Source organism: Streptomyces sp. NPDC048424 (assembly GCF_040651555.1).
Classification (GTDB): domain Bacteria; phylum Actinomycetota; class Actinomycetes; order Streptomycetales; family Streptomycetaceae; genus Streptomyces.
This window is the reverse complement of record NZ_JBEZKE010000013.1, coordinates 148512-172902: the sequence shown is the minus strand read 5'-3', so window position 1 is coordinate 172902 and position 24391 is coordinate 148512. Positions and strand designations below refer to the sequence as shown.

The 24391-nt window shown below is 71.8% G+C and carries 21 protein-coding genes and 1 tRNA gene; 11 read left to right on the top strand and 11 right to left on the bottom strand.

From position 1 onward, the window contains the following. Window positions 1-76 precede the first annotated feature (76 nt). Both AB0D29_RS20495 and AB0D29_RS20490 read left to right on the top strand, forming a co-directional pair. A complete protein-coding gene (locus AB0D29_RS20495) occupies window positions 77-1081 on the top strand; it encodes a LuxR C-terminal-related transcriptional regulator (protein WP_362855894.1) in 1005 nt (334 codons plus the stop codon). A gap of 38 nt (window positions 1082-1119) precedes the next feature. Then, entirely contained in the window at window positions 1120-2106 is a 987-nt protein-coding gene (locus AB0D29_RS20490) for an aldo/keto reductase (protein WP_362855892.1), read from the top strand. Between the two features lie 67 nt (window positions 2107-2173). Here AB0D29_RS20490 and AB0D29_RS20485 read toward each other — a convergent pair whose 3' ends face one another. From AB0D29_RS20485 to galU, 8 genes are all read right to left on the bottom strand, one after another. Next, window positions 2174-6163 carry a hypothetical protein gene (locus AB0D29_RS20485; RefSeq protein WP_362855891.1) on the bottom strand — a complete coding sequence of 1330 codons (3990 nt, stop codon included), beginning with the start codon at window positions 6161-6163 and terminating at the stop codon, window positions 2174-2176. 195 nt (window positions 6164-6358) lie between these two features. Then, window positions 6359-6432, bottom strand: a tRNA-Ala gene (locus AB0D29_RS20480). A gap of 78 nt (window positions 6433-6510) precedes the next feature. Continuing rightward, window positions 6511-7545: a hypothetical protein gene (locus AB0D29_RS20475; protein WP_362855890.1), complete on the bottom strand. Its 1035-nt coding sequence runs from the start codon at window positions 7543-7545 to the stop codon at window positions 6511-6513. Between the two features lie 169 nt (window positions 7546-7714). Continuing rightward, window positions 7715-8344 carry a GNAT family protein gene (locus tag AB0D29_RS20470; protein WP_362855980.1) on the bottom strand — a complete coding sequence of 210 codons (630 nt, stop codon included), beginning with the start codon at window positions 8342-8344 and terminating at the stop codon, window positions 7715-7717. Then, window positions 8341-8925: a MogA/MoaB family molybdenum cofactor biosynthesis protein gene (locus AB0D29_RS20465; protein ID WP_362855889.1), complete on the bottom strand. Its 585-nt coding sequence runs from the start codon at window positions 8923-8925 to the stop codon at window positions 8341-8343. The genes AB0D29_RS20470 and AB0D29_RS20465 overlap by 4 nt, the downstream gene beginning before the upstream one ends. Next, complete coding sequence (moaC, locus tag AB0D29_RS20460) at window positions 8922-9401, bottom strand: cyclic pyranopterin monophosphate synthase MoaC (RefSeq protein WP_362855888.1); 480 nt, start codon at window positions 9399-9401, stop codon at window positions 8922-8924. The genes AB0D29_RS20465 and moaC overlap by 4 nt, the downstream gene beginning before the upstream one ends. Window positions 9402-9475: 74 nt before the next feature. Then, window positions 9476-10822 (bottom strand): gephyrin-like molybdotransferase Glp, encoded by a 1347-nt coding sequence (glp, locus tag AB0D29_RS20455; protein ID WP_362855886.1) that lies wholly within the window; start codon window positions 10820-10822, stop codon window positions 9476-9478. Window positions 10823-10826: 4 nt separating this feature from the next. Beyond that, entirely contained in the window at window positions 10827-11729 is a 903-nt protein-coding gene (galU, locus tag AB0D29_RS20450) for a UTP--glucose-1-phosphate uridylyltransferase GalU (RefSeq protein ID WP_319727959.1), read from the bottom strand. 94 nt (window positions 11730-11823) lie between these two features. On the opposite strand from galU, the gene AB0D29_RS20445 reads away from it, so the two are divergent. Then, window positions 11824-12438, top strand: coding sequence for a 5-formyltetrahydrofolate cyclo-ligase (locus tag AB0D29_RS20445; protein WP_362855885.1), 615 nt, complete (start codon window positions 11824-11826; stop codon window positions 12436-12438). On the opposite strand, the gene AB0D29_RS20440 is transcribed toward AB0D29_RS20445, so the two are convergent. Further along, window positions 12433-15309: a penicillin acylase family protein gene (locus AB0D29_RS20440; protein WP_362855883.1), complete on the bottom strand. Its 2877-nt coding sequence runs from the start codon at window positions 15307-15309 to the stop codon at window positions 12433-12435. The genes AB0D29_RS20445 and AB0D29_RS20440 overlap by 6 nt on opposite strands. Before the next feature lie 215 nt (window positions 15310-15524). Here AB0D29_RS20440 and AB0D29_RS20435 point away from each other — a divergent pair, with 215 nt between their 5' ends. The 8 genes from AB0D29_RS20435 (at window position 15525) to mscL (ending at window position 22650) form a co-directional block, all read left to right on the top strand. After that, window positions 15525-17051: a potassium/proton antiporter gene (locus tag AB0D29_RS20435; protein WP_362855978.1), complete on the top strand. Its 1527-nt coding sequence runs from the start codon at window positions 15525-15527 to the stop codon at window positions 17049-17051. A gap of 365 nt (window positions 17052-17416) precedes the next feature. Then, complete coding sequence (locus tag AB0D29_RS20430; protein ID WP_362855882.1) at window positions 17417-18793, top strand: MFS transporter; 1377 nt, start codon at window positions 17417-17419, stop codon at window positions 18791-18793. A 67-nt stretch (window positions 18794-18860) separates the two neighbouring features. Next, complete coding sequence (locus AB0D29_RS20425) at window positions 18861-19178, top strand: FmdB family zinc ribbon protein (protein ID WP_362855880.1); 318 nt, start codon at window positions 18861-18863, stop codon at window positions 19176-19178. A gap of 74 nt (window positions 19179-19252) precedes the next feature. Then, window positions 19253-20086: an S-methyl-5'-thioadenosine phosphorylase gene (locus tag AB0D29_RS20420; RefSeq protein WP_351288149.1), complete on the top strand. Its 834-nt coding sequence runs from the start codon at window positions 19253-19255 to the stop codon at window positions 20084-20086. 59 nt (window positions 20087-20145) lie between these two features. Beyond that, window positions 20146-20625: a hypothetical protein gene (locus AB0D29_RS20415; protein WP_362855879.1), complete on the top strand. Its 480-nt coding sequence runs from the start codon at window positions 20146-20148 to the stop codon at window positions 20623-20625. Further along, window positions 20622-21365, top strand: a complete 744-nt coding sequence (gene pyrF, locus AB0D29_RS20410) for an orotidine-5'-phosphate decarboxylase (protein WP_362855878.1) — start codon at window positions 20622-20624, stop codon at window positions 21363-21365. Before AB0D29_RS20415 ends, pyrF begins: the two co-directional genes overlap by 4 nt. 139 nt (window positions 21366-21504) lie before the next feature. Next, on the top strand, window positions 21505-22029 hold the full coding sequence (locus AB0D29_RS20405; RefSeq protein WP_362855877.1) for a hypothetical protein: 525 nt from the start codon (window positions 21505-21507) through the stop codon (window positions 22027-22029). A gap of 123 nt (window positions 22030-22152) precedes the next feature. Further along, window positions 22153-22650 carry a large conductance mechanosensitive channel protein MscL gene (gene mscL, locus AB0D29_RS20400; RefSeq protein ID WP_362855876.1) on the top strand — a complete coding sequence of 166 codons (498 nt, stop codon included), beginning with the start codon at window positions 22153-22155 and terminating at the stop codon, window positions 22648-22650. Window positions 22651-22699: 49 nt separating this feature from the next. Here mscL and AB0D29_RS20395 read toward each other — a convergent pair whose 3' ends face one another. Next, window positions 22700-22918, bottom strand: coding sequence for a hypothetical protein (locus AB0D29_RS20395; RefSeq protein WP_362855875.1), 219 nt, complete (start codon window positions 22916-22918; stop codon window positions 22700-22702). Between the two features lie 37 nt (window positions 22919-22955). Beyond that, complete coding sequence (locus tag AB0D29_RS20390; RefSeq protein WP_362855874.1) at window positions 22956-24389, bottom strand: NarK family nitrate/nitrite MFS transporter; 1434 nt, start codon at window positions 24387-24389, stop codon at window positions 22956-22958. Between the last annotated feature and the right edge of the window lie 2 nt (window positions 24390-24391).

Sequence of the window (24391 nt, the reverse complement as noted above, 5' to 3'; positions counted from 1 at the left end):
TGGCGCCAGGCGTTCCCGTAGTCAGCGGGCCGCAGGCAGGATGATCACGCATTGCGCAAACCAGCAGGGTGGACATATGTGCACGGACACGGACACGAGTGACGCGGGAGCCACCACCGGGACCGGTGGTGGCACGATCTGCACGGTCGGCCTCCGGCACTACGCGGACCTCCTGCGGGGGCGGGACCCCGACGGCGACTGCCCTCCGTGCCTGCTCGACCTGGGGCTCGTCCGGCGGCTGCCCGACGGGTCCCTCGCCCCCGTCCCGCCCCGGCTCGCGGCCGACGCCCGAGTGGACCGCCTGGAACGGGCCATCGAGGAGAAGAGGAACGCCCTGGAGGCCGTCCGCACCTCGATCTCCCGGGCCCAGGAGGTCTATCTGGACAGCTACGACCGCACGGACGCCCATCCGGTCCGCACGGTGCGGGGTCCGGGCACCATCACCGCCACCCTCGCCGCGGCCGTCCAGGCCTGCCAGGACGAACTGCTGACCGCCCAGCCGGGCGGCGGACGCCCGCAGAAGACGCTCGACGAGGCGCTCCCCAGCGACCTCGCCGCGCTCGGCCGCGGCGTCCGCCAACGCACCATCTACGAACACACCGTCCGCTCCCACCAGCCCACGCTGGCCTACGTGGAGCAGATCTCGCAGGCGGGCGGCGAGGTCCGCACCCTGGACGAGGTGTTCGACCGGCTGATCATCTGCGACCGCAGGATCGCCTTCGTCCCCGACCCGGGCGCGGAGCGCAGCCAGGTCGCCCTGGCCATCGAGCATCCCGGGGTCGTCCGCTACCTCGCCGGCATCTTCGACCACACCTGGCAGCGCGCCGCGCCGCTGCGGGACGACCCGGGCGGCAGGCTGCCGGCCGAGCTCACCGACGACGTCCGCCGCACGATCCTGCGCCACATGGTCAACGGCCACACCGACGAGGCGATCGCCGCACGGCTCGGCATGAGTCCGCGCAGCGTCTCCAACCACATGCGCTGGGCGGCCGAACTGTTCGGCAGCCGCAGCCGCGCGCAGCTCGCGTACCTCATCGCCCGGAGCGGCTTCCTCGACGAGCGGTCGTCAACGGGCCGGTGAGGAATAGCGCTTCACTCCACGAACCGAAAGGCAACACCGTGAAATACCGTGTCATCGGCACCGCTGTCGAGACCCGCCGTGAAGTGAGCGTGCTGAGCCTCGGCACGATGACCTTCGGCACCACCGTCGACGAGGCCACCGCGTACGCGATCCTCGACCGCTTCGCCGAAGCCGGCGGCACCTTCATCGACACCTCCAACAACTACGCGTTCTGGGTCAACGGCACCCAGGGCGGCGAGAGCGAGGAGCTGGTCGGCCGCTGGCTGCGCAGCCGCGGCGTCGGCGACGAGATCACCGTCGCCACCAAGCTCGGCGCCCGCCCCAACCAGCCCACCAGCGGCTTCAGTCTCGACGTGGAGGGGCTGTCCGCCAAGGTCATCCGGGAGTCCGCGGAGCGCAGCCGGGAACGGCTCGGCATCGAGCGCATCCACCTGCTGTACGCGCACATCATGGACGAGGACACCCCGCTGGAGGAGACCGTCCGGGGCTTCGCCGAGGTCGTCGCGGACGGCACGGCGGGTCTGCTGGGCGCCAGCAACCACTGGGCCTGGCGGGTGGAGCGCGCCCGTACGCTGGCCGCGGCGGCCGGCGTACCCGGCTACGAGGTCCTCCAGCACCACCACAGCTACCTGCGCCAGCGCACCGACGTCCCCAGCCTGCGCTCCCCCGACGGCAACCAGGGCCTGGTCAGCGGCGACCTGCTCAGCTACCTCCGGGACAACCCGTCCCTCACCCAGGTCGCGTACTCGCCGCTGATCGCCGGCGCCTACGTCCGCACCGACAAGCCGCTGGGCCCGGGATTCGACCACGCGGGAACCGAGCCCCGCCTCCGCGCGGTCCGCGAGGTGGCGGCCGAAACGGGCGCCACCGTCAACCAGGTCGTCCTGTCCTGGCTGATGGGCGGCGACATACCGGTCCTCCCCCTGGTCGGCGCCTCCTCGGTGGCCCAGCTGGAGGAGAACCTGGGCGCGGTGGACCTGGACCTCACCGCGGAGCAGCGCGCCAGGCTCGACTCGGTGAACTGACCCGGACGTGCGCAGGGGCCCGCCCGATCGTCGGATCGGGCGGGCCCCTCGTCGTGCCACGGGTCCGTCAGGAGGTGAAGTAGCCGTTCAGGTCGGCGATCACATCGGCGGAACCGGTGTTGTTGTAGAAGGTCACCCGGCCGTCCACGACCGGGACGACCACCAGGTTGGAGACGGTCTGTCCGGCCGTGAAGTTGAGGTTCGACACGTTGGGACGCGGCACCCCGTGCGGCTGGACGATCAGGTGGCCGTCCTGCGTCGGACCGGTGACGGTGACGTTGAGGACCACCGCGGTGACCCCGGTCAGCGGTACGCCCTCGACGCCGGCGATCTGCAGGCTGACGACGCCGCCCTGGCCGACGGACCCGGCGCGGGCGCCGAGACCGTAGCGGGTGTCCAGCAGCCGCACCGGCGAACCGGCCGAGAACGTCGACCCGGTGGCCGAGTAGTACCCGGTGACGTCCGCGATCAGGTCGACGGAGCCCGAGTTGTTGCGCAGGTCCACCTTCCCGTTCACGACCGGCACCGTCACCAGGTTCGGGACGACCTGCCCGGCGGTGAAGTTGAGGTTCGACACCCCGGGGGCCGCCTGCCCGTTCGGGTAGACGGTGACGTGGCCGGCCTCGGTGGGACTGACGGCGGTCACGTTCATGACGACCGCGGTCACCCCGCTCGCCGGGACGCCCTTCACGCCGGCCACCTGGAGCGTCACGACCCCACCGGGACCGACGCGCGCCTTGGTGGCACCGGTGCCGTCACGCGTGTCCAGGAACCGGGTGGGCGTGATCGGGGTCAGCGCGGAACCGGTGGCCGCCTTGTCGGTGTAGTACCCGGTGACGTCCGCGATCAGGTCGACCGAACCGGCGTTGTTGCGCAGGTCCACCTTCCCGTTGACGACCGGAACGGTCACCAGGTTGGGCACGATCTGCCCGGCCGAGAAGTTGAGGTTCGACACCGCGGGCTTCGGCTGCCCGTTCGGGTAGACCATCACGTGGCCCGCCTCGGTCGGGTTGACGGCGGTCACGTTCATGACGACCGCGGTCACCCCGGTCGCCGGGACGCCCTTCGCACCGGCCACCTGAAGCGTCACGACCCCACCGGGACCGACGCGCGCCTTGGTGGCACCGGTGCCGTCACGCGTGTCCAGGAACCGCGAGGGAGCGATCGGCACGAACCGGCTCTTGGAGAGCGCCGCCGCGGCCGTCACCGTGTACGCCTTCGGCAGGTAGCCCGGGGAGGGCACACCGGGAGTGGAGACGTAGCCGTCGCGCGCCACGTCGTAGGTGCCCGGCGCCAGCCCGTTGGTGTCGACCAGCACGTCGATCGCGGTGCCGTCGGCGTTCACGGAGAGCACCTTCATGACGGGCCGCGGATCGCCGCCCGTGTCACTGCGCACCAGGTGGAGCTTGGTGTCCAGGGTGAGCCCCGTACCGTGCACGACGGCGTGGTTCCGCGTGCCGGCGGCGCCCGTCGCCGGGCTGATCGACGTGGGCACGGCCCCCGGCTGCGGGAGCGTGCACTCGGAGTCGCACAGTCCCTGGATGCTGTACTCCACGGGCGTGGCGCTGCGGCCGGCGCTCATCAGGAGTACGGCCTGGCCGGCCTCGGCGTTCCCGAGGGTCAGGCACCGGGCGCCGAAGACGCCCGCGAACTGGGTGCACTGGAACTCGACGCCCGTACTCGCCCACTGAGCCGAACCGTGCAGGTTCAGGGACGGGTGCTCGCTGCTGGTCGAGCTGCTGTTCCCGGCGACCTTGAAGGCCTGACCGGGCTTCATGTCGACCACGGCGCAGTAGCCCGTCGCGGACTCGGAGAGCACTCCGCTCCGCGCCGGGAACCCCTTGACCGAGAGGGGGTTGGCCGTGCACTCCGGCGCCCATCCGTCTGCCGTGCCGACCTTCCAGGTGTCCACGTCGGTGTGGATCGGCTTGTCCTGGTAGCCGGAGGCGAGCACGATCACGACGTACGACGTCGACCCGGTGACCCTGCAGGAGATGCCCCACTGACGGCAGGCGACCTTCCCGCCTGCGTCGACCGCCATCAGCAGCGTCGACGGTCCGTACCGCGGGTCCGCGAGGGTCCGCGAACTCAGCCAGAACTTGTCCGTGGCGGCGCCGGTGATCCGGACGCAGCGGGCGTCCAGGGCCGAGGTCAGGTCGAAGGGGGTCGACTGGCCGGTGACCTTCGTGGAGGCGGGCGTGGTGCACTTCGCGGTCGGCGAGATGTCACGCCGGACCACCTTGTAGGTGTCCGTTCCCCAGCCGGTGAAGACGACCATGGCGGTGTAGGGCACTCCGGCGCCGAGAGCGCAGGTGGTGGTCGAGCCGCCGACGGTCGAGCACACCGTGGTGCCCGCGGCGTCGACCACCTGGATCGTGCCGTTCACCTTGTTCTGCTCGTTGGTGTAGTCGATCAACTCGGCCGTGGAGTGCTTGTCGGCCGGCAGGCTCAGGCACTGCTGCCGTGCCTCCCCGCCGAGCGGGACCTCGGCACCCCAGGACCCGTCGAACCCGGTCTGCGGCCAGGCGGCGCAGCCCGCGGCGTCGCCGGTCCGGTGGATGACCAGCCGGAACGCCTGGGACTCCGTGCCGCTCAGGACCGCACGGAACGGGGCGGTGCCGGTCAGCTTGCAGACGTAGAACGCGTAGCCGTCCTCCTCGCACTGCTTGGCGCCGGCGGAGTCGTAGACCGTGACGGCCGCGCTGGTGCCCTCGGCGGGCGGCCGGTTGAGCAGGTAGAGACCGTTGCCGGTCGCCGTCGGCAGGGTCAGGCAGAGCTGCTGCCCGGGCCCGCCGAAGGTGCCGGTGGCCGGACCGGCCACCAGACCGTTGTCGTGGGTCGCGGTGCAGCCGCGGGTCTCCTTGGCGGAGTGGAACGCCATGCCGAACGCACCGACGTCGGTGCTCCGCGGGTCGACGGCCCAGGTGTGGTCACCGGGCGTCAGGTCGCAGGCGCCCTGTCCGCAGGCGGTGATCGCGGCGCCCTGGGCGTCGAACAGCGCGCCGTACGGAAGGCTTCCGGAGGCGACCGGAGCGAACGTGTGCTGTGCGGCCTGCGCCACCCGCAGGGTGCGGCAGCGGGCCGTGGAGCTCAGGTCCGGGGCGGCCCCGAATGCCTGCGGTTCCACCACCGCGCAGCCCTCGGGCCGGGAGAGCCGGGCCACGGTGAGGTCGTAGTCCTCGGCGGTACCGGAGCCCTGGAGCACCGACATCCGGAACGGCGCGGTACCGGTGAGCTTGCAGTCGAGGGTCTCGCCGCGGTGGATGTCCGTGCTGCAGACCATCTTGCCGGTGGCGTCGAACACGTCCTGACCCACCCGGTACGTGGACGCGAAGGTGCGCAGCACGTCGTTCGGGGCCAGGTCCAGCGTGTAGCAGTCGCCCGCCGAGCCGGCGGCCGGCGAGCCGTGGAACACGGTCGGGGCGCCGAGCTTGCGGTCGGCGGCGCCGACCGCCCTGCAGGCGGTGGAGGAGAGCAGCGGGACGTACGACACGGAGATGGCGTTCTCCGCACCGTAGGAGTCCGTGACCTCCAGCTTGTACGTGCCCGCCGTGCCCGTCGGGCAGCGCTGCGCCCCGCCGGAGCTGCCGGAACCGAGGACGTTCTCACAGGTGACCGTGGTGCCGTCCGGGGCCACCAGCTTGTAGTTGGCCCAACGTTGGGTGACGACCTGGTAGAGGACGACGTCCTTCTGCTGCGGCAGCGCGAGCGTGAAGGAGGCGGTCTTGTACGGGTCGACCGTGCAGGTGACGGTCGTGTGCGGCGCGAGGGCCGCCGGGCAGGCCTCGGCGGCGGCGCTCTTCCCGAGCGCGCGCACGGCGGCCTCGTGGTCGGCCTTCGGGTCCGCCTTCGGCGGGGCCTTGGGCCCGGCCGGCGCGGCGGGCTCAGCCTGCGCCGAGGCGCCGGCCCCGGGCGGCGCCGCCGCCGCGAAGGCGGATCCGGTCTGGCCGGTGAAGGCGGTCAGGACGGCGAGCAGCAACGCCCCGGAGACGACACCCGCACGGGCGCCCCTCCCCCGCCTGTCCCCCGGTCTTCTGCCGATCGGCAGCAATCTCATGAACCCCCCAGTCAACGCGGCCCGACCCCGGTGACCATCACGGGAGTTACGGGCAGGCGGAGTTTATCCACCACCGACCGACGGGACGCAGGGGGTTTACCCGCCGGTACGGTCGCGCCGGGAGGCGCCGGGAAAGCATCGGGAATGCAGAAGATCCCGCCCGATCTTGCGATCGGACGGGATCTTCATCGTCTGTGGACCTGTGGGGATTTGAACCCCAGACCCCCTCGATGCGAACGAGGTGCGCTACCAGACTGCGCCACAGGCCCTTGCGACGTGTGAAACATTAGCATCCCCGCGCGGCTGCTCCAAAACGCGTTTCCCGGAGCGTCCGCGCAGGTCACCGATCACTCGTTGGCGGCGCGCGGGCGGTCGTCGCTCTCGTACTGGTCGAACAGCGGGGTGCGGGCGCCGGCCTGGCCGCGGGGGCGCGGAGTGGTCTGCGGCTTCGCCTCCGGCTTGGGGGCCGCGGGCTGGGCGCGCAGGCGGGGTTCCGTCGGCTCGGCCGTGCTGGAGCGGGTCGCGCTCCAGGCGTCCGGGGCCGCCGGGCCGGTGGCGCGGGGGGCGACCGGGGCCGTCACGTACGTCGGCAGCGGGACCGGGACCGGCTCCCAGCTGTCACCGCGGGCGGGGCCGCGCTCGCGCTCGCGCTGCTGGTCCACCCACTCGGCGTGGTCGGTCTGCTCGACGAGCGCGCGCCGCCCGGCCTCCTGCGGGGAGACCGGTGGCGCAGGGTCCGGTTCGGCGCCCGCGGGGGCGGCTTCCCCCGGGTCGCGGCGGCGCGGCCGGTTCTCGCGCAGCTGCCGCGCGGCCGCCTCGGCACGCCGGCGGTCCATCGTGAACTCGTAGCGCCGGCGCTCCTGGACCCGCAGGTGCACGATGTACGCGCTCAGCAGGAGGGCGGGCACCGCGGGGGCCCACAGGAAGCGCAGGCCGCCCACCGCCGCGACGACCGCACCGAGGGTGAAGACGAGGAAGAGGAGCGCGGTGGTGCGCCGGCGGCGTGCGAGGACCTGGAGGCGCTGTTCGCGCCGGGCCCGCTCGGCGCGCTGCTCCCGCTCGGCGGCGGCCGGTCTCGGCTCCGCCCTGGTCGCGGGCACGACGACGGCCCGGGCGTCGGCGTCGACGGAATTCACCTTTTCCGTCGCGGCGTCCGGGTCCGCGTGGGGCTGGGGCCCCGCCTCCTCGTCACCGCGCTCACGCAGCCCCTTGGCGTAACGGCGCTCCATTCCCGCCCGGCCGGAAAGCAGCCGAATGGCAGTGGAGAAGCGTTCCGTCGGACGGGCCTCGTTCAGCTCGTCCTGCCTCCGGAGCCACATGGGCACCAAGTAGGCGGCCCAGGCCCCGACAATGACTGCGTAGATGAGGCCGCTGCTGCTCACACCTCACACCGTAGAGGGGCGCGGGCGGGGGGATCGGCCAATTGGGCCGGTGTGTCGCGCGATCTCGCTGATATCACGGACTTTTTTTGTGATTCTTCGGATCAGGTTATGGGCGAATCGGCCCGCGACCCCTTGCCACTCCCCTTAATTCGAACAGATATTCGGTTATCTATTTCGGCGGTGTCTTCGTGTGCCGGGCCCGGTGCCAGCGGCGCAACAGCCCCTCCGGCACCTCCTCCGCCGTGACCGCGTAGACGAGGTGGTCGCGCCAGGCCCCGTCGATGTGCAGGTAGCGCGGACGCAGTCCCTCCTCGCGCAGGCCCAGCTTCTCCACGACCCGCCGGCTCGGCCCGTTCTCGGGGCGGATGCACACCTCGATCCGGTGCAGGCCGACCTTCCCGAAGCAGTGGTCCACCGCCAGCGCGACCGCCGTGGGCATCACGCCGCGGCCCGCGACCTCGCGGTCCACCCAGTAGCCGACGTGCGCCGCGCACATCGAGCCCCAGGTGATCCCGGCGACCGTCAGCTGGCCCACCAGGCGGCCCTGGTACTCGATGACGAAGGGCAGCATCCGGCCCGCGTTCGCCTCCGCGCGCAGGTGGCGGACCATCTGGCGGTACGTGGGCCGCTGTATCACCGGCCCCCACGGCGCGGGCGGCGGAATCGTCGCCTCCCACGGCCGGAGCCAGTCGCGGTTGCGCCGGTTGACCTCGCGCCAGGCCTTCTGGTCCCGCAGTCTTATCGGCCGGAGGGTCACGTCGCCGTCCGTGAGGACGACCGGCCAGGAGGGGCCGTTCAGCTCTCGCTCCCGGAGGGTCCCGCCGGTCTGGGGTGGTCGCCGCCCCGGATCTGGTCCACGGCGTGCGGAAGGATGCGGGAGAGGACGGCGAGGCCGTCGCGGACCCCGCCCGTCGAACCCGGGAGGTTGACGATGAGGGTGTGCCCGGCGACTCCCGCGAGGCCCCGGGACAGGGCCGCGGTCGGCACATGCGCCAGGCCTTCGGCGCGGATGGCCTGCGGGATCCCCGGGATCTCGTAGTCCAGCACGCGCGCGGTGGCGTCCGGGGTGCGGTCCGTCGGCGAGATGCCGGTCCCGCCGGTGGTCAGGATGACGTCGTAGCCGCCGGCCACGCCCTCGCGCAGCGCCTGCTCGACGGGGTCGCCGTCCGGGACGACCCTCGGGCCGTCCACCGTGAAACCGAGCTCCTCCAGCGCCTGCGCCAGCAGCGGGCCGCCCTTGTCGGCGTACACGCCCTGCGAGGCCCGGTTCGAGGCCGTGACGACGAGCGCCCGGCCCGCGGCGGCGGGTTCCTGGGCCTGCGGGACGGGGTCGACGTGGCCGACGTGGCTGTGCACCTCACCGCCGCGCGGGGCGTTCACGAGCGCGCCCAGTCGCCGGACTTGCCGCCTGTCTTCTCCTCCACCCGGACGTCCGTGATGACCGCGCCCTTGTCGACCGCCTTCACCATGTCGATCACGGTGAGGCCGGCGACCGCGACGGCGGTCAGCGCCTCCATCTCGACGCCCGTGCGGTCGGTGGTCTTCACGGTGGCGAGGATCTCGACGGCGTCGTCGGCGACCAAGAGGTCGACCTTCACGCCGGAGACCGCCAGCGGGTGGCAGAGCGGGATCAGGTCGGGGGTCTTCTTCGCCCCCATGATCCCGGCGATCCGCGCGGTGGCGAGGGCATCGCCCTTGGGGACGCCCTCGCCGCGCAGCAGCTCGATCACCCGGGGGGAGACCAGAACCCGTCCACTGGCCCGGGCCGTCCGGGTGGTGACGTCCTTCTCGGAGACGTCGACCATCCGGGCCGCGCCGGCCTCGTCGATGTGGGTCAGCCTGCTCTGCGTGCTCATACTCTGCGCGTCGCTTCCGTCCGGGCCCCCGGGGGGCCTGTGTGGTGCAACACGCTACCCGCACCGGCCGCACTTCAGCCGAGCAGGACCACTTCCAGCTCGGTCCCGGGCTCCACCGAGGTGACGTCCTCCGGTACGACCATCAGCGAGTCGGCGTGCGCCAGCGCGGCGATCAGGTGGGAGCCCGATCCGCCGACCGGGCTGACCGTGCCGCTCTCGGCGTCGTACTTGCCGCGCAGGAACTGGCGGCGGCCGGCCGGGGAGCCGAGTGCCTTGTCGGCCGTCAGCACCGCCCGGACGCTCGGCCGCCGGACCTCGGACTCCGGCAGGCCCATCAGGGTGCGGATCGCGGGGCGCACGAACAGCTCGAAAGAGACGTACGAGGACACCGGGTTGCCGGGCAGGGCCAGCAGCGGGGTGTGGTCCGGGCCGATCGTGCCGAAGCCCTGCGGCTTGCCGGGCTGCATGGCGAGCTTGCGGAAGTCGATCCCGCCGCCCTCCACGTCCCCGGAGGCCTCGTCCCCCGAGCCGACGGAGGACAGCGCCTCCTTGACCACGTCGTACGCGCCGACGCTGACCCCGCCCGTGGTGACCAGCAGGTCGGCCCGGATCAGCTGGTCCTCGATGGTGGCGCGCAGGGTGTCGGCGTCGTCCGCGACGGCGCCGACGCGGTAGGCGATGGCGCCGGCGTCCCGCGCGGCCGCGGCGAGCGCGAAGCTGTTGGAGTCGTAGATCGTGCCCGAGGTGAGCGCCTCGCCGGGCTGGACCAGCTCGCTGCCGGTGGACAGGACCACCACGCGCGGCCGCGGCCGTACCCGCACGGTGCCGCGCCCGATGGCGGCCAGCAGGGCGATCTGCGGCGGCCCGAGGACGGTCCCGGCGGCCAGTGCCAGGTCGCCGGCCTGTACGTCGCTGCCGCGCGCGCGGACGTGCGCCCGCGCCTCGGCGGCGCGGTGCACCCGCACCTCGCCGCCCGCGTGCTCGGGGGCGGCGCTGGCCGGGGTCATCCCGGCGGCCGCGCCGCCGCCCGTGCCGCCGTCGGTCCACTCCACCGGTACGACGGCTTCCGCGCCGGGCGGCAGCGGGGCGCCGGTCATGATCCGGGCGGCCTCGCCGGGGCCCACGGTGGGCAGCTCACCGCTGCCCGCCGCGACGTCCCCGATGACCGTCAGCACCGCGGGGAACTCCTCGCTCGCACCCTGGACGTCGGCCGTGCGGACGGCGTAGCCGTCCATGGAGCTGTTGTCGAAGGGCGGGAGGGCGACGGGCACGGTGACGTCTTCGACCAGGACGCAGCCCTGGGCGTCCAGCAGCTGGAGCTCGATCGGCTCCAGCGGCCGGACGGCCGCGAGGACGTCCGCGAGGTGCTCGTCCACGGACCACAGACGGTGGTCGGTGTCCTGCGGTGCGGAACTGCTCAAGGTGCTACATCTCCTCCGTGACGTAACGGTGAAGCCAGGTGCGGAACTCGGGGCCGAGGTCCTCGCGCTCGCACGCGAGGCGGACGATGGCCCGCAGGTAGTCGCCGCGGTCCCCGGTGTCGTAGCGACGGCCCCGGAAGACCACGCCGTGCACCGGGCCGCCGACGCTCTCGTCGGCGGCAAGCTTCTGCAGGGCGTCGGTGAGCTGGATCTCCCCGCCGCGGCCCGGCTCGGTCTCCCGCAGTATGTCGAAGATCGCGGGGTTGAGGACGTAGCGTCCGATAACCGCGAAATTGCTGGGCGCGTCCTCGGGCTCCGGCTTCTCGACGAGGCCGGTGATGCGGACCACGTCCGGCTCGTCGGTGGCCTCTACGGCGGCGCAACCGTAGAGGTGGACGCTGGCCGGGTCGACCTCCATGAGCGCGATGACGGTGCCGCCGGTGCGGGCGTAGATGTCGGCCATCTGGCGAAGCAGCGGGTCGCGCGGGTCGATGAGGTCGTCACCGAGCAGGACGGCGAAGGGCTCGCGGCCGACGTGCGGCTCGGCGCAGAGCACGGCGTGGCCGAGGCCCCGCGGGTCGCCCTGGCGGACGTAGTGCATGGTCGCGAGGTCGCTGGATTCCTGGACCTTCTTCAGGCGGTCGTCGTCGCCCTTGGCGATGAGCGCCGACTCCAGCTCGTAGTTCCGGTCGAAGTGGTCTTCCAGGGCACGCTTGTTACGCCCAGTGATCATGAGGACATCGTCGAGCCCGGCCGCGACGGCCTCCTCCACCACGTACTGGATGGCCGGCTTGTCCACAACCGGGAGCATTTCCTTCGGGGTCGCCTTGGTCGCCGGAAGGAAGCGGGTGCCGAGGCCAGCGGCCGGAATCACGGCCTTCTTGATCACGGGGTGCAACATAGTCATGCCCCGAACGATAGTGGGTCCTGCCGAACGCCCGACGAGATCGCAGTAGGTAGATCCATGTATGACCCGATTCGCAAGGATATTTGATTTCCTCGTGACCGAGAACCCGCCCACCGCGTCCGCCAAGGCCGGGCTGCGCCGCGAACTCCTCGCCGCCCGCCGCGCCTTGTCCCCCGAAGCCTGCCGCACCGCGGCCGCCGCACTCGCCGTCAGGGCCCTCGAACTGCCCGAACTGGCCCACGCGCGGACGGTGGCGGCGTACGTCTCCGTCGGCACCGAACCCGGCACCCGCGCGCTCCTCGACGCCCTGCGCGCGGCCGGCAAGCGCGTGCTGCTGCCCCTGCTGCTGCCCGACAACGACCTCGACTGGGCGGCGTACGAAGGCCCGCAGAGCCTCGCCGAGGCCGCCCACCCCGGGAAGATGCGCCTGCTGGAGCCCACCGGGCCGGCGCTCGGACCCGACGCGGTGACCGGGGCCGACGCCGTGCTGCTGCCCGGCCTCGCGGTCGACGGGCGCGGCATGCGGCTCGGCCGCGGCGGAGGCTCGTACGACCGCGTGCTGGAGCGGCTGGAGCGCGCCGGGGTCCGTCCCGCGCTGGTGGTGCTCCTCTACGACGACGAGGTGGTCGCGCGGGTCCCGGAGGAACCGCACGACCACCCCGTACAAGCGGTGGCGACCCCGTCGGGGGTGCGCCGCTTCAGCTCATGAACCGGCCGGCTTGAGGGTCAGGGTGTCGACCGTGGCCTTCTCGACGGCGTCCTTGCCGAAGGGCCACTCCAGCAGCTCGCCCTTGGCCCACATCGTCGTCTGGTCCGTGTAGTGGGAGTTGTACGCGTGCCCCGAGGCTCCCGTCAGGTTGATCCAGCGGGACTTGTCGAGGTCGTTGAGGTTCACGACCATCCGCATCGACGGCACCCACGTGACCCCGTACCCGCTGGAGGCGTTCCAGCCGGTGGCGTTGACCGTTGCCTCGCCGCCGCCCAGGTTCCACGGGCCGCGGTTGAGGAGCCACTGCATGAAGCCGGGGCCCTCGGTGCCGATCGTCTGGTTCTTCAGGTTCAGCTGGTGCAGCCGGCCCCAGCTCCAGGTGGACTGGTCCTTGCCGAGCTTGGCGGTGAGCTCCCAGCGGGCGTCCTTCATGGCCCGGGCGAAGAGCTCGTCGCGGGTGGTGGTCGCGGGCTGGGTCAGGGTCCTGGGCGAGCTCCACCACTGCGACTTCTCGTCCTTGACCAGGCGGCGGACCACCTCGAACCAGCGGTCGCCGCCGTCCGGCTGCGCCGAGTCGGGGCCGCGGGTGCCGCATTCGCGGACGGTCTTGGCGAGGTCGTCGGCGGGGCCGGTGCCGTTGCCGAGGACGTTCATGCAGCTGCCCTCGATCCGCAGCTCCTTGGGCATCTTGTCGCCGAAGGACAGCTTGAGGATGTTGCGCCAGACCGCGTTGAAGTAGGCCGCGGCCGCCGAGTCGGGCTCCTGGGTGTAGTTCCAGCCGTCCAGCAGCTTCTGCGCGGCGCGCACGCCCGGGTCGGAGACCTGGATCTTCGCCAGCATCGGGGTCAGCAGCGCGGCGATCTCGCTGCTGTTGTCCATCTGCATGGTGCGCATGTCATCGGTCGAGATCTTCCCGCCGTCCTTGATCTTCGCCTCGATGAGGTCGTTGATCCGCTGGCTGCGGGCGCCGTAGCCCCAGTCGGTGGTCAGCAGGTACGGGTACTTGCCCGCGCCGGTCCCGCTCTCCACGACGGCCTGGTTGGCGGTGACGATGTAGCCGCGCGACGGGTTGGAGTCGAAGGGCATCTCGCCCTGCGGGATGTAGCCCGCGTTGCCGTCCTTGCCGCCCTTCCAGGCGTACTTGGAGTCCCAGCCGGGGGTGGGCATCCGGCCGTCGCCCTGGCCGCGCATCGGGATGCGGCCCGGGGCCTGGTAGCCGATGTTGCCGTTGAGGCCCTTGTTGTCGGCGTAGATCAGGTTCTGCGAGGGCACGTCGAAATCGGCGGCGGCCTTGCGGAAGTCGTCGAAGGTCTTGGCGCGGTTGAGCTTGAAGACCGAGTCCATGGTCTTGCCCGGGTCCAGCGCGGTCCAGCGCAGGGCGACGGCGTAGCCGTCGCCGCGGTCGGGGGCGGAACTGGCGACGGGGGCCCGGGTGCCGACCGTGGCGAGCTCCTCGCTGCGGTCGGAGACGAGCGGGCCGTTGTTGGTCGTGCGGACGGTGATCTTCTTGCTGTCGCCGCCCGCGACCTTGATGACCTCTTCACGGGTGGCGAAGGGGAGCACCTTGCCGTCGTAGACGTAGCCCTCGGGCTTGACCTGCTCCAGGAAGAGGTCGGTGACGTCGGCGCCGAGGTTGGTCATGCCCCAGGCGATGTCGGTGTTGTGGCCGATGACCACGCCCGGCATGCCGGAGAAGGTGTAGCCGGCCACGTCGTACTGGCACTGGGCCGAGACGGTGCGGCAGTGCAGGCCCATCTGGTACCAGACCGAGGGCAGCTGCGGGGACAGGTGCGGGTCGTTCGCGAGCAGCGGCTTGCCGGTGGTCGTGTACCTGCCCGAGACGACCCAGGAGTTCGAGCCGATGCCGCTGCCGTTGGGGCCGAGGATCGCGGGGACCTTGTCCAGGGTCGCGGCGAGGGCGGTCAGGTGGTCGCGCAGGCCCACGGTCGCGCCCTGGGCGGTGACGTTGTCGGCGAGGCCGGTTCCCGCGGCCGCTCCGGTGCCGGCCGCCGGGGCGGCCGTCCCCGTGGAGGCCTGGGAGCCCAGGGCGGCGCCGCTGCCCGAGCCGGTGCCGTTGCCGGAACCGGTGGAGCCCGTCGCGCCGGAGCCCTGGGGCGTGTACTTGCCGCCCTCGACCTTGCCGCCCTCGACGATCGGCTTGTTGCGGTCGAAGGGGTACGGCGGGTAGAGCTCGTCGATCTGCGCCTGCGAGAGCTTGCTCGCCATCAGCGCGCGGTCGATCTCGTCCTGCATGTTGCCGCGCAGGTCCCACGCCATCGCCTTGAGCCAGGCCACCGAGTCCACCGGCGACCACTGCTCGGGCTGGTAGTCGTCGCTCAGCTTGAGCGCCGCGTGCTCGACGGAGAGGTCCTTGCCGGACTTCCCCTTCAGGTACGCGTTGACCCCGTCGGCGTAGGCCTGCAGATACTTCTTGGTCTCGGGCGACAGCTTGTTCTCGTACTCGGCCTCGGCGACCTGGCGCCAGCCGAGCGTGCGCAGGAAGGCGTCGGTCTCGACCTGGCCGGAGCCGAACATCTCCGAGAGCCGCCCGGAGGTCATGTGGCGGCGGACGTCCATCTCCCAGAACCTGTCCTGGGCGTGCACGAAGCCCTGCGCGCGGAACAGGTCGTCGTCGTTGTCCGCATAGAGCTGAGGAATGCCGTGGGCATCGCGCTTGACGTCGACGGTCCCGGTCAGGCCGGGCACCTTGAGGGAGCCGGTGGTCTGGGGGAAGGAGGCGCGCACGCTGTCCACGCCCCAGTACGCCCCGTAGCCGAGGCCCGCGAAGAGCGCCAGGACCAGTACGAGCACGATCAGACGGGCGCGTCGTCCCTTCTTCTTGGCGGGAGGAGCGGTTTCGTTGGCGGGCATCGCTGTCCTTAGAGGGGCAGGGTGGTCCTGGGAGTGCTGGGAGCAACCATAGGCGCAGGACCGCCTTCGTTGATCCTCCAGGGGTAGAGGTCCGAACGACAGGGGCGAACAGGCGTTTCACAATGTGGTTATCGCGTAAAGGGCGCGTCAAAGATTAGGTAAGGTAACGAACTACTTGCCGAACTTGTCGCCGGGAGGATCGATCCGCCGGGCGCATTGAGGAGGGCCGCCCGCTGACTGTCCACACGCTCAATGAGCTCCTGCTGGTCTGCTCGCTCGTACTGCTCGTCGCCGTCGCGGCGGTGCGCGTCTCCTCACGCAGCGGTCTGCCCAGCCTGCTCATCTACCTCGGCATAGGCGTCGCGATAGGCCAGGACGGCATAGGCAACGTCGTATTCGACAATGCCGAGCTGACCCAGGTCATCGGCTACGCCGCGCTCGTGGTGATCCTCGCCGAGGGCGGTCTGGGCACGAAGTGGAAAGAGATCAAGCCGGCCCTGCCGGCGGCGATCATGCTGTCACTGGTGGGCGTCGCGATCAGCGTGGGCGTGACGGCGGCAGGAGCGCATTACCTGGTCGGACTGGAATGGCGACAAGCCCTCCTGATCGGCGCGGTCGTCTCCTCGACCGACGCGGCGGCCGTCTTCTCGGTGCTGCGCAAGGTCCCGCTGCCCTCCCGGATCACGGGCGTCCTGGAGGCCGAGTCCGGCTTCAACGACGCACCCGTCGTCATCCTGGTGGTGGCCTTCGCCACCGTCGGCCCGGTGGACGACTGGTACGTCCTGCTCGGCAAGATCGCCCTGGAGCTGGCCATCGGCGTCGCGATCGGCCTGACCGTGGGCTTCCTGGGCGCGTACGGCCTGCGGCACGTGGCACTGCCCGCCTCCGGCCTCTACCCGATCGCCGTCATGGCCATCGCCATCACGGCGTACGCGGCCGGCGCGATCGCGCACGGCTCCGGCTTCCTCGCGGTGTACCTGGCCGCGATGGTGCTCGGGAACGCGAAGCTCCCGCACTGGCCGGCCACCCGGGGGTTCGCGGACGGGCTCGGCTGGATCGCCCAGATCGGCATGTTCGTGCTGCTGGGCCTGCTGGTCACCCCGCACGAGCTGGTCAACGACTTCTGGCCCGCCGTGGTCATCGGGCTGGTGCTCACGATGGTGGCGCGGCCCCTGGAGGTCTTCATCAGCCTGCTGCCCTTCCGGATCCCGTGGCAGGAGCAGGCCCTGATGTCGTGGGCGGGCCTGCGCGGCGCCGTGCCCATCATCCTGGCGACCATCCCCATGGTGACCGGGATCGAGGGCAGCGACCGCGTCTTCAACATCGTCTTCGTCCTGGTCGTCGTCTACACCCTGGTGCAGGGACCGACCCTGCCCTGGCTGGCGCGCAAGCTGAACCTCGGCAAGGGGGAGGAGACCGCCTCCGACCTCGGCATCGAGTCGGCGCCGCTGGAGAAGCTGCGCGGACACCTGCTCTCCTTCGAGATCCCGCCGGCCTCGCGGATGCACGGCGTGGAGGTGAGCGAGCTGCGGCTGCCGCCGGGGGCCTCGGTCACGCTGGTGGTCCGGGACGCGAAGAGCTTCGTACCGCTGCCGTCGACCGTGCTGCGGCGCGGGGACGAGCTGCTGGTGGTGGCCACGGATCCGGTCCGGGACGCGGCCGAGGCGCGGCTGCGGGCGGTGGCGCGGGGCGGCAAGCTGGCGGGGTGGCTGGGCACGGGGAACGGGAACGGATCGCGTTAGAGCGACGTTCTAATTCGCTATTTTCGGTGCGATCTGCCCTGTTTCATCCCTATTTCCAAGCCCTTTTCTTGCGAAGCTCCCGTTAATCGCAGGTGAAGACACAGGTTGTCGGCGCAATCACAGGGCGTGGTAGTGGGATCGCCTGTACGATGAAGGCACAACAGATCGAACCAACTCTGCCTGACGCAGAGCTGGCGCGACCGCAAAGCGGCCGTGGCACCACCCGCAGTGGGCGCCCAGGTATCACTCGGTTCTGCGCAAGAGGACAGCTCTCGGGGCTCCCACATGTACGGGTGCGGCCGCTCACAAAGCGAAGCACCGTCCGCAGACGGGGACGCTCTACCAGGCAGCGGAAAGGCAAGGCCGTGACATCCGCGGTCACGACCGACAACTCCGCCCGCCCCGGCTACGGACAGCTCCTGCGCACGCCCGGTGCCCTCGGCTTCGTACTTCCCGGCTTCGCAGCGCGTCTCCCCTTCGGCATGCTGACCATCAGCATCCTGCTGCTGGTCCAGCACACCACCGGTTCCTACGGCAGCGCCGGCATCGTCGCCGCCGTCACCGGCGTCTCGATGGCCCTCTCCGCCCCCCTGATGGGCATCTTCACCGACCGCTTCGGCCAGAGCGCCGTCCTGCTCCCCGTGGTCCTCGCGCACGCCGCCGCCGTCAGCGGCCTGGCCGCGCTCGCCCTCCTGGGCGCCCCGGTCTGGGCGCTGGCCATCGCCGCCGTCCCCACCGGCGCCTCGGTGCCGCAGGTCGGCCCGATGGTCCGGGCCCGCTGGGCCGCCAAGCTGGAGGGCTCGCCGCTGCTGCCCACGGCCGCCGCCTTCGAGTCCGTCACCGACGAGTTCACCTTCGTCGTCGGCCCGGTCCTCGCGACCGCCCTGTGCACCGGCGTCCACCCGGCGGCCGGTCTGGTCACCGAGGCCACGCTGACGCTGCTCGGCGGCCTGCTCTTCGCGGCCCGTCGCGCCACCCAGCCCAAGCCGCACGCCCCGTCGGCCACCGGTGAGAAGCGCGCCTTCGCGCTGTCCTTCCCGGGCCTGCGCGTCCTGATCTTCGCCTTCCTCGGGATCGGCGCCGTCTTCGGCGGCATGCAGGTCTCGCTCGCCGCCTTCTCCAACGAGATCGGCAACCCCGGCGCCAACGGCCTGCTCTACGGCGTCTTCGCCGCCGGCAACATGATCGCCGGCATCGCCATGGGCGCCGTCGCCTGGAAGATCGGCCCGCGCCGCCGGCTGATCCTGGGCTACATCGGCCTCACCGCCGCCGCGTCCGTCCTGTGGGCCGCCCACTCGATGATCCTGCTGGGCGCACTCGGCCTGGTCGTGGGCCTGTTCATCGCCCCGGCGCTGATCACCGGCTACACGATGGTCGAGCAGCTGGTTCCCGCGGGCGCCCGGACCGAGGCCTTCACCTGGCTGACCGGTTCGATCGCCTTCGGTCAGGCCATCGCGGTCACGCTGGCCGGCCGCCTGACGGACGCGCACGGTTCCTCGTACGGCTTCCTGGTGCCCATGGCCGCCACCGCGCTCGCGCTGGCCACCCTGCTGGCGCTGCGCGGGAAGCTGGCCCCGAAGGCCCCGAGCCGGATCGTGAACTCGTCCGGGCCGGCGGCCGCGGCCGCTGCTCCGGCCGCCGCTCCGGCCGCCGCGGCGGGCCCGAACGCCTCCGCGCCGGCCGCTCGTAACCGGGTGAACGAGCGTGGGATGGGTCACCGCGTGCCGGTGACGGTGGACTGATCCGCCGGAATACGTCACCATGGAGCGTCGTTAGCACTCATTGAGTCAGAGTGCCAGGAGGAAATTCGTGCCGACCTACCAGTACCAGTGCACCGAGTGCGGTGAGGGCCTTGAGGCCGTGCAGAAGTTCACCGATGACGCGCTGACCGTGTGCCCGAGCTGCGACGGACGCCTGAAGAAGGTGTTCTCCGCGGTCGGCATCGTCTTCAAGGGCTCCGGTTTCTACCGGAACGACAGCCGTGGCGCCTCGTCGAGCAGCACCCCTGCCTCGAAGCCGGCGTCGAGCTCGTCCACGTCCACGACGTCGACCGCCGCCGCGCCCGCCGCTTCGTCCTCCTCGACGTCCTCGTCGTCCTCGAGCAGCAGCTCCACGTCGGCCGCCTGATCGCTTCGACCTGAGGCCCCGCCCGCCCTGACCGGGCAGCGGGGCCTTCGGCATGCCCGGTTAGGGTGGGCCGCATGGTGAACGCAGAGATCGGTGTCATCGGCGGTTCGGGCTTCTACTCCTTCCTGGAGGACGTCACCGAGGTCCAGGTGGAGACCCCGTACGGGCCCCCGAGCGACTCGCTGTACGTGGGTGAACTGGCCGGCCGCCAGGTGGCCTTCCTCCCCCGGCACGGACGCAGCCACACCGTCCCGCCGCACAAGATCAATTACCGGGCCAACCTGTGGGCCCTGCGCTCGGTCGGCGTCCGCCAGGTGCTGGGCCCGTGCGCGGTCGGCGGCCTGCGGGCCGAGTACGGACCGGGCACGCTGCTCGTTCCCGATCAGCTGGTCGACCGTACGAAGTCCCGTGCGCAGACCTTCTTCGACGGTGAGCCGCTGCCGGACGGGAGCGTGCCGAACGTCGTGCACACCACCTTCGCGGACCCGTACTGCCCCGTGGGCCGGTCCGTGGCGATCGCGGCGGCCCGGGGCCGGGACTGGGAGCCGGTGGACGGCGGAACCATGGTCGTCATCGAGGGGCCGCGCTTCTCCACGCGGGCGGAGTCGCAGTGGCACGCCGCCGCGGGCTGGTCGGTCGTCGGGATGACCGGGCACCCGGAGGCGATCCTCGCGCGCGAGCTGGGGCTCTGCTACACCTCGATGGCCCTGGTCACGGACCTGGACGCGGGCGCCGAGACGGGTGAGGGCGTCTCCCACACCGAGGTCCTGAAGGTGTTCGGCGAGAACGTCGGCCGGCTGCGCGAGGTCCTCTTCGACGCGGTGGCGGCCCTGCCGGCGACGGAGTCCCGTGCCTGCCTGTGCACGCACGCGCACGACGGCTGGGACCTGGGCATCGAGCTGCCGTGATCGCCGCCCGCCACGGGCATCGCGGCTGCGTTGTCAGTGAGACTCCCTAGTCTGCCCGCATGGGGAATTGGGGCGGGATGGCCGTGGCGCATGCCACGGTGGCGGAGCTGCGGGAGTTCGCGGCCGAGGCCGGGTGCGCGGTCGACTGCGACGAGGACCTGGGCGGAGGCTGGTCGGCCGTGCACTACCCCGACCAGCCGGACGGCGCCGCGGCGGCGCTGGCGCGGCGGACCGGGGCGCCGGTGCTCACGGTGGCCTACCTGGACAGTGACGTCGGCTTCGTCGAGGCCGCCACTTTCGCCGGGGGCCGCTGGAAGGCGCTGCTGAACCGGGACGCGGCCGAGGACTACGAGATACCCGTCGAGCGGTTCCCCGTGGAGGCGGCCCTGGCGGGCGCGCTCGACTGGGCGGCCGCTGCCGGGCTGACCGCCGACGCGGACGGGATCCGGGCCGCTCTCACCGGCTCCGAGGCCTGCGCGGAGGACCTCACGGACCGGCTCCTCGGCGCACTCGGGCTGCACCTGACAATGACGGCGTGAACACGGACTTCCCCTTCGCCGACCGCGAGGTCATCGTCGCCCTCGACTTCGACGACCGCCGGGCCGCCGAGGAGCTCGTCGAGCGCCTCGGCGACGCGTGCCGCTTCTACAAGATCGGCCTGGAGCTGCTGACCGCCGCCGGCCCCGGACTCGCGCGGGACCTCGTCGAGCGGGGGCACGAGGTCTTCCTCGACCTGAAGCTCTTCGAGATCCCGAACTCCGTCGCCGGCGCCGTGCGGGCGGCCGGGGCCCTGGGTGCGTCCATGGTGACCGTGCACGGCATGGGCGGTACGGGGATCATGGCCGCGGCGGTGGAGGCGGCGCGGGAGTTCCCGCGGCTGCGGGTGCTCGCGCTGACGGTGGTCACCAGCATGACCGCCGGCGACCTCGCCGACATCGGCATCGAGGCGGACACCGAGGAGCAGGTGCTGCGGCTGGCCCGGCTGGCGGTGGGCGCCGGATGCGACGGGGTCATCGCCTCGCCGCGGGAGGCCGGGGTGCTGCGCGCACTGCTGGGTCCGGAGCGGCTGATCGTCACGCCGGGCGTGACCCTGGGGCCGGACGTGACCCTGGGGCCGGACGGGGTGACGGGGCCGGACGGGGCGACGGGCGGGCACGCGCGGCCGGGAACTGCCCAGGCCGCGTTCGCGGCCGGGGCCTCGCACGTCGTGGTGGGCCGGTCGATCGCCCGGGCCGCCGACCCGGTGGCCGCGCTGCGGCGGGCCCGGGCCGCCTGTTGACTCCTGCGGGTGACGGGGTTGTCCACAGGCTGGGGATCGTCCACAGGCTCGGGCGGGATTCCAGGGGAGGCCGGATCGTGAGAGGTGTCCGGGCGACGGGTCCGGGCACAGCAACTCACTCGGTCTGGTGGTGTTCGTCATGTCCCGTTGTTCCACGGCTTCTTCGATTCCCTCCGCGTGTCCCCCCGCGCGCCCGGTCCCGCCGTTCCCCCCGCTTCGTGTGGGGCGGGGCGGGGACCGGCTGCGCCGGGCCCTGCGGCGCAGGCGGCGGGCCGCCTCGGCCGGACTGGCCGTCGTGGCGGCGGCCCTGGCGGTGGGCGGGGCGCAGGCGCAGGCCTCCCGGGGCGCCGCGCCACCGCCGGCCCGGGCCGCGCAGGGCGGCGCACCGCCCGCGGCGGTGCGGCTGGTGTCGGCCCCGGTGCGCATCGCGGACGCCGCGACGGTGCGGCTGCTGCGGCCCGGGGACCGGGTCGACGTGGTCGCGGCGGAACGCGCCGGACCGACCAGGGTGGTGGCCGCGGGGGCCCGGGTCGCCGAAGTGCCCCGTCCCGAGCAGGGTGTTGGGGACGGCGGGGCGCTGGTGGTCCTGTCCGTACCCCGGGACACCGCGCGGGATCTCGTGGGCGCGGGCGCCGTGACGCGGCTGGCGGTGACGCTGTGTTGACCCGCACACGCGGCCGGTCAATTCACCTTGACGTGGGGGCCGATTGGACACGACGCGCCCGGACTGCCGTAGCTTTCGGAACCGTTGGCTCCGTGTTCGGCAGATGTGAAGAGAGGCTCAGTCGTGAGCGAGAAGAAGAAGGAGAGCGTGCTGGCAGGCTTCAAGGCCTTCCTGATGCGCGGCAACGTGGTCGACCTGGCGGTGGCCGTGGTCATCGGCGCCGCGTTCACGAACATCGTGAACTCGGTGGTCAAGGGGCTCATCAGCCCGGTGATCGGCGCGGTGGGCACGCAGAGCCTGGACGGCTACAAGTCCTGCCTCAAGAGCCCTTGCGGCGTCGGCCCGAACGGCCAGCCGACGGGCGTGGAGATCCTCTGGGGCTCGGTGCTGAACGCCACGCTGACCTTCGTGATCACCGCAGCGGTCGTCTACTTCCTCATGGTCCTGCCCATGGCGAAGTACCTCGCGCGGCAGGAGGCCCGCCGCAAGGCCCGGGAGGGCGTCCAGGAGCTCGTCGAGATCACCGAGCTGGAGGTCCTCAAGGAGATCCGGGACGAGCTGGTCGCGCAGCGCGCCAACGGCGGCGGCAGCGGCCAGTCGGGTTCGCGCGACGCGTTCTGACCGGTCCGGCCGGCCTGACCGGGCCGGCCGCACCGGCGGCCTCGGCCGGTCAGATGTGGTGCGGGGGCTTCTCGTCGAGGAAGCGGGCCAGGTCGGCCGCGCTTCCGCCGGCGGGCGGCCGCTCGCCCCAGCCCCGGTCGGTGTCGTCCGAGGACTGCCGGTCCAGCGGGTCGTCGAAGACCAGCTTCGGCTTCGGCCGGGGCCGCTCTGCCCCGGCGGCGGGGGTGGGACGCGAGGACTGCGGGTCGGGGTCGGGGGCGCTGCTCATGCCTCCAGGGTACGGCCGGCCCCGGCCGCGGCCCCGCTCAGCTGGGGGCCTCGGCGCCCTTGCGGGCGTAGAACCACCAGCACACCGCGAGGCAGCTGGCGTAGAAGCCGATGAACAGCCACATCGCGCTGGTGACGGTCATCGCCGCGAACATGGCGGGGATGAAGAAGAAGCCGTAGGCGGCGATGGCGGAGGAGAAGCCGGTGACGGCGCCCGCCTCCATCTCCGACTGCTTCAGGGCCGCGGCCTGCGCCTCGGGCCCCTTGCCCTCGGCCTCCCGCATGTGCTGGTCCCGGAAGATGACCGGGATCTGCCGGAAGGTCGAGCCGTTGCCGAGGCCGGAGAAGGCGAAGGCCGCCAGGAAACCGATGAAGAAGGCCCAGAAGCTGCCCTGGTCCTCGCCGGACGGCAGCGCGAAGATCACCACGACCAGGGCGGCGGCCATCCCGACGAAGGACAGCATGGTGACCCTGGCGCCGCCGATCTTGTCGGAGAGCCAGCCGCCGGCCCAGCGCATGAGCGCGCCGATGAAGGGGCCGATCCACGCATAGGTGGTGGCCTGGTAGCCCTGCGCCTCGAAGTTGTTCTTGATCAGCAGGGGCAGGCCCGCGGCGAAGCCGATGAAGGACCCGAACGTGCCGACGTAGAGCCAGGTCATCAGCCAGTTGTGCTTGCGCCTGAAGATGATCTTCTGCTGGCTGAAGGGGGCCGCGGCCACCCTGAGGTCGTTCATCAGGAACCAGGCGAGCAGCGCCATGACGACCAGCAGCGGCACCCACAGGAAGGCGCCGTTCTGCAGCCAGATGTCGGTGTTCTCCTTCGCGTCGTGCTGCGGACCGCCCGCCGGGGCGCCCAGGACGGCGGCGGTGACCACCAGCGGGGCGACGAGCTGGACCACGCTCACGCCGAGGTTGCCGAGACCGCCGTTGAGGCCGTTGGCGCTGCCCTTCTCCCGCTTGGGGAAGAAGAAGCCGATGTTGGCCATCGAGGAGGCGAAGTTCGCGCCGCCGATGCCGCAGACGGCCGCGATCAGCACCAGTTCCCAATAGGGGGTGCCGTTGTCCTGGAGCGCGAAGCCGAGCCACAGCATGGGCACGACCAGGATGACCGTGCTGAACGCGGTGAACTTCCGCTCGCCGAAGATCGGCCCGATGAAGGTGTAGAGGATCCGGAAGGTGCCGCCGGTGATGCCGGGGATGGCGGTCAGCCAGAACAGCTGGGACTTGGAGAAGGCGAAGCCGACGTCGTTCAGTTTGACCACGGTGACCGACCAGACCTGCCAGACCACGAAGCCGAGCATCAGCGCGGGGATCGAGACCCACAGGTTGCGCTGGGCGACCGTGCGGCCGGTCGCCTGCCAGAAGCCGTCGTCCTCGGGGCGCCAGTCGCCGATGGTGGCGCCGGGCTTGTAGGTCTCCGCCCGGTGCGAGCGCACCGGGCGCGGGGTGGGCGTGGGTGTGGGTATGGACATGG

Coding starts and splice junctions, on each gene's coding strand:
- AB0D29_RS20485 (WP_362855891.1), bottom strand. CDS start 6,163: ATGAGATTGCTGCCGATCGGCAGAAGACCGGGGGACAGGCGGGGGAGG.
- AB0D29_RS20495 (WP_362855894.1), top strand. CDS start 77: ATGTGCACGGACACGGACACGAGTGACGCGGGAGCCACCACCGGGACC.
- AB0D29_RS20405 (WP_362855877.1), top strand. CDS start 21,505: ATGTCCCGTTGTTCCACGGCTTCTTCGATTCCCTCCGCGTGTCCCCCC.
- AB0D29_RS20420 (WP_351288149.1), top strand. CDS start 19,253: ATGGTGAACGCAGAGATCGGTGTCATCGGCGGTTCGGGCTTCTACTCC.
- AB0D29_RS20395 (WP_362855875.1), bottom strand. CDS start 22,918: ATGAGCAGCGCCCCCGACCCCGACCCGCAGTCCTCGCGTCCCACCCCC.
- moaC (WP_362855888.1), bottom strand. CDS start 9,401: ATGAGCACGCAGAGCAGGCTGACCCACATCGACGAGGCCGGCGCGGCC.
- AB0D29_RS20390 (WP_362855874.1), bottom strand. CDS start 24,389: ATGTCCATACCCACACCCACGCCCACCCCGCGCCCGGTGCGCTCGCAC.
- AB0D29_RS20440 (WP_362855883.1), bottom strand. CDS start 15,309: ATGCCCGCCAACGAAACCGCTCCTCCCGCCAAGAAGAAGGGACGACGC.
- galU (WP_319727959.1), bottom strand. CDS start 11,729: ATGACTATGTTGCACCCCGTGATCAAGAAGGCCGTGATTCCGGCCGCT.
- AB0D29_RS20415 (WP_362855879.1), top strand. CDS start 20,146: ATGGGGAATTGGGGCGGGATGGCCGTGGCGCATGCCACGGTGGCGGAG.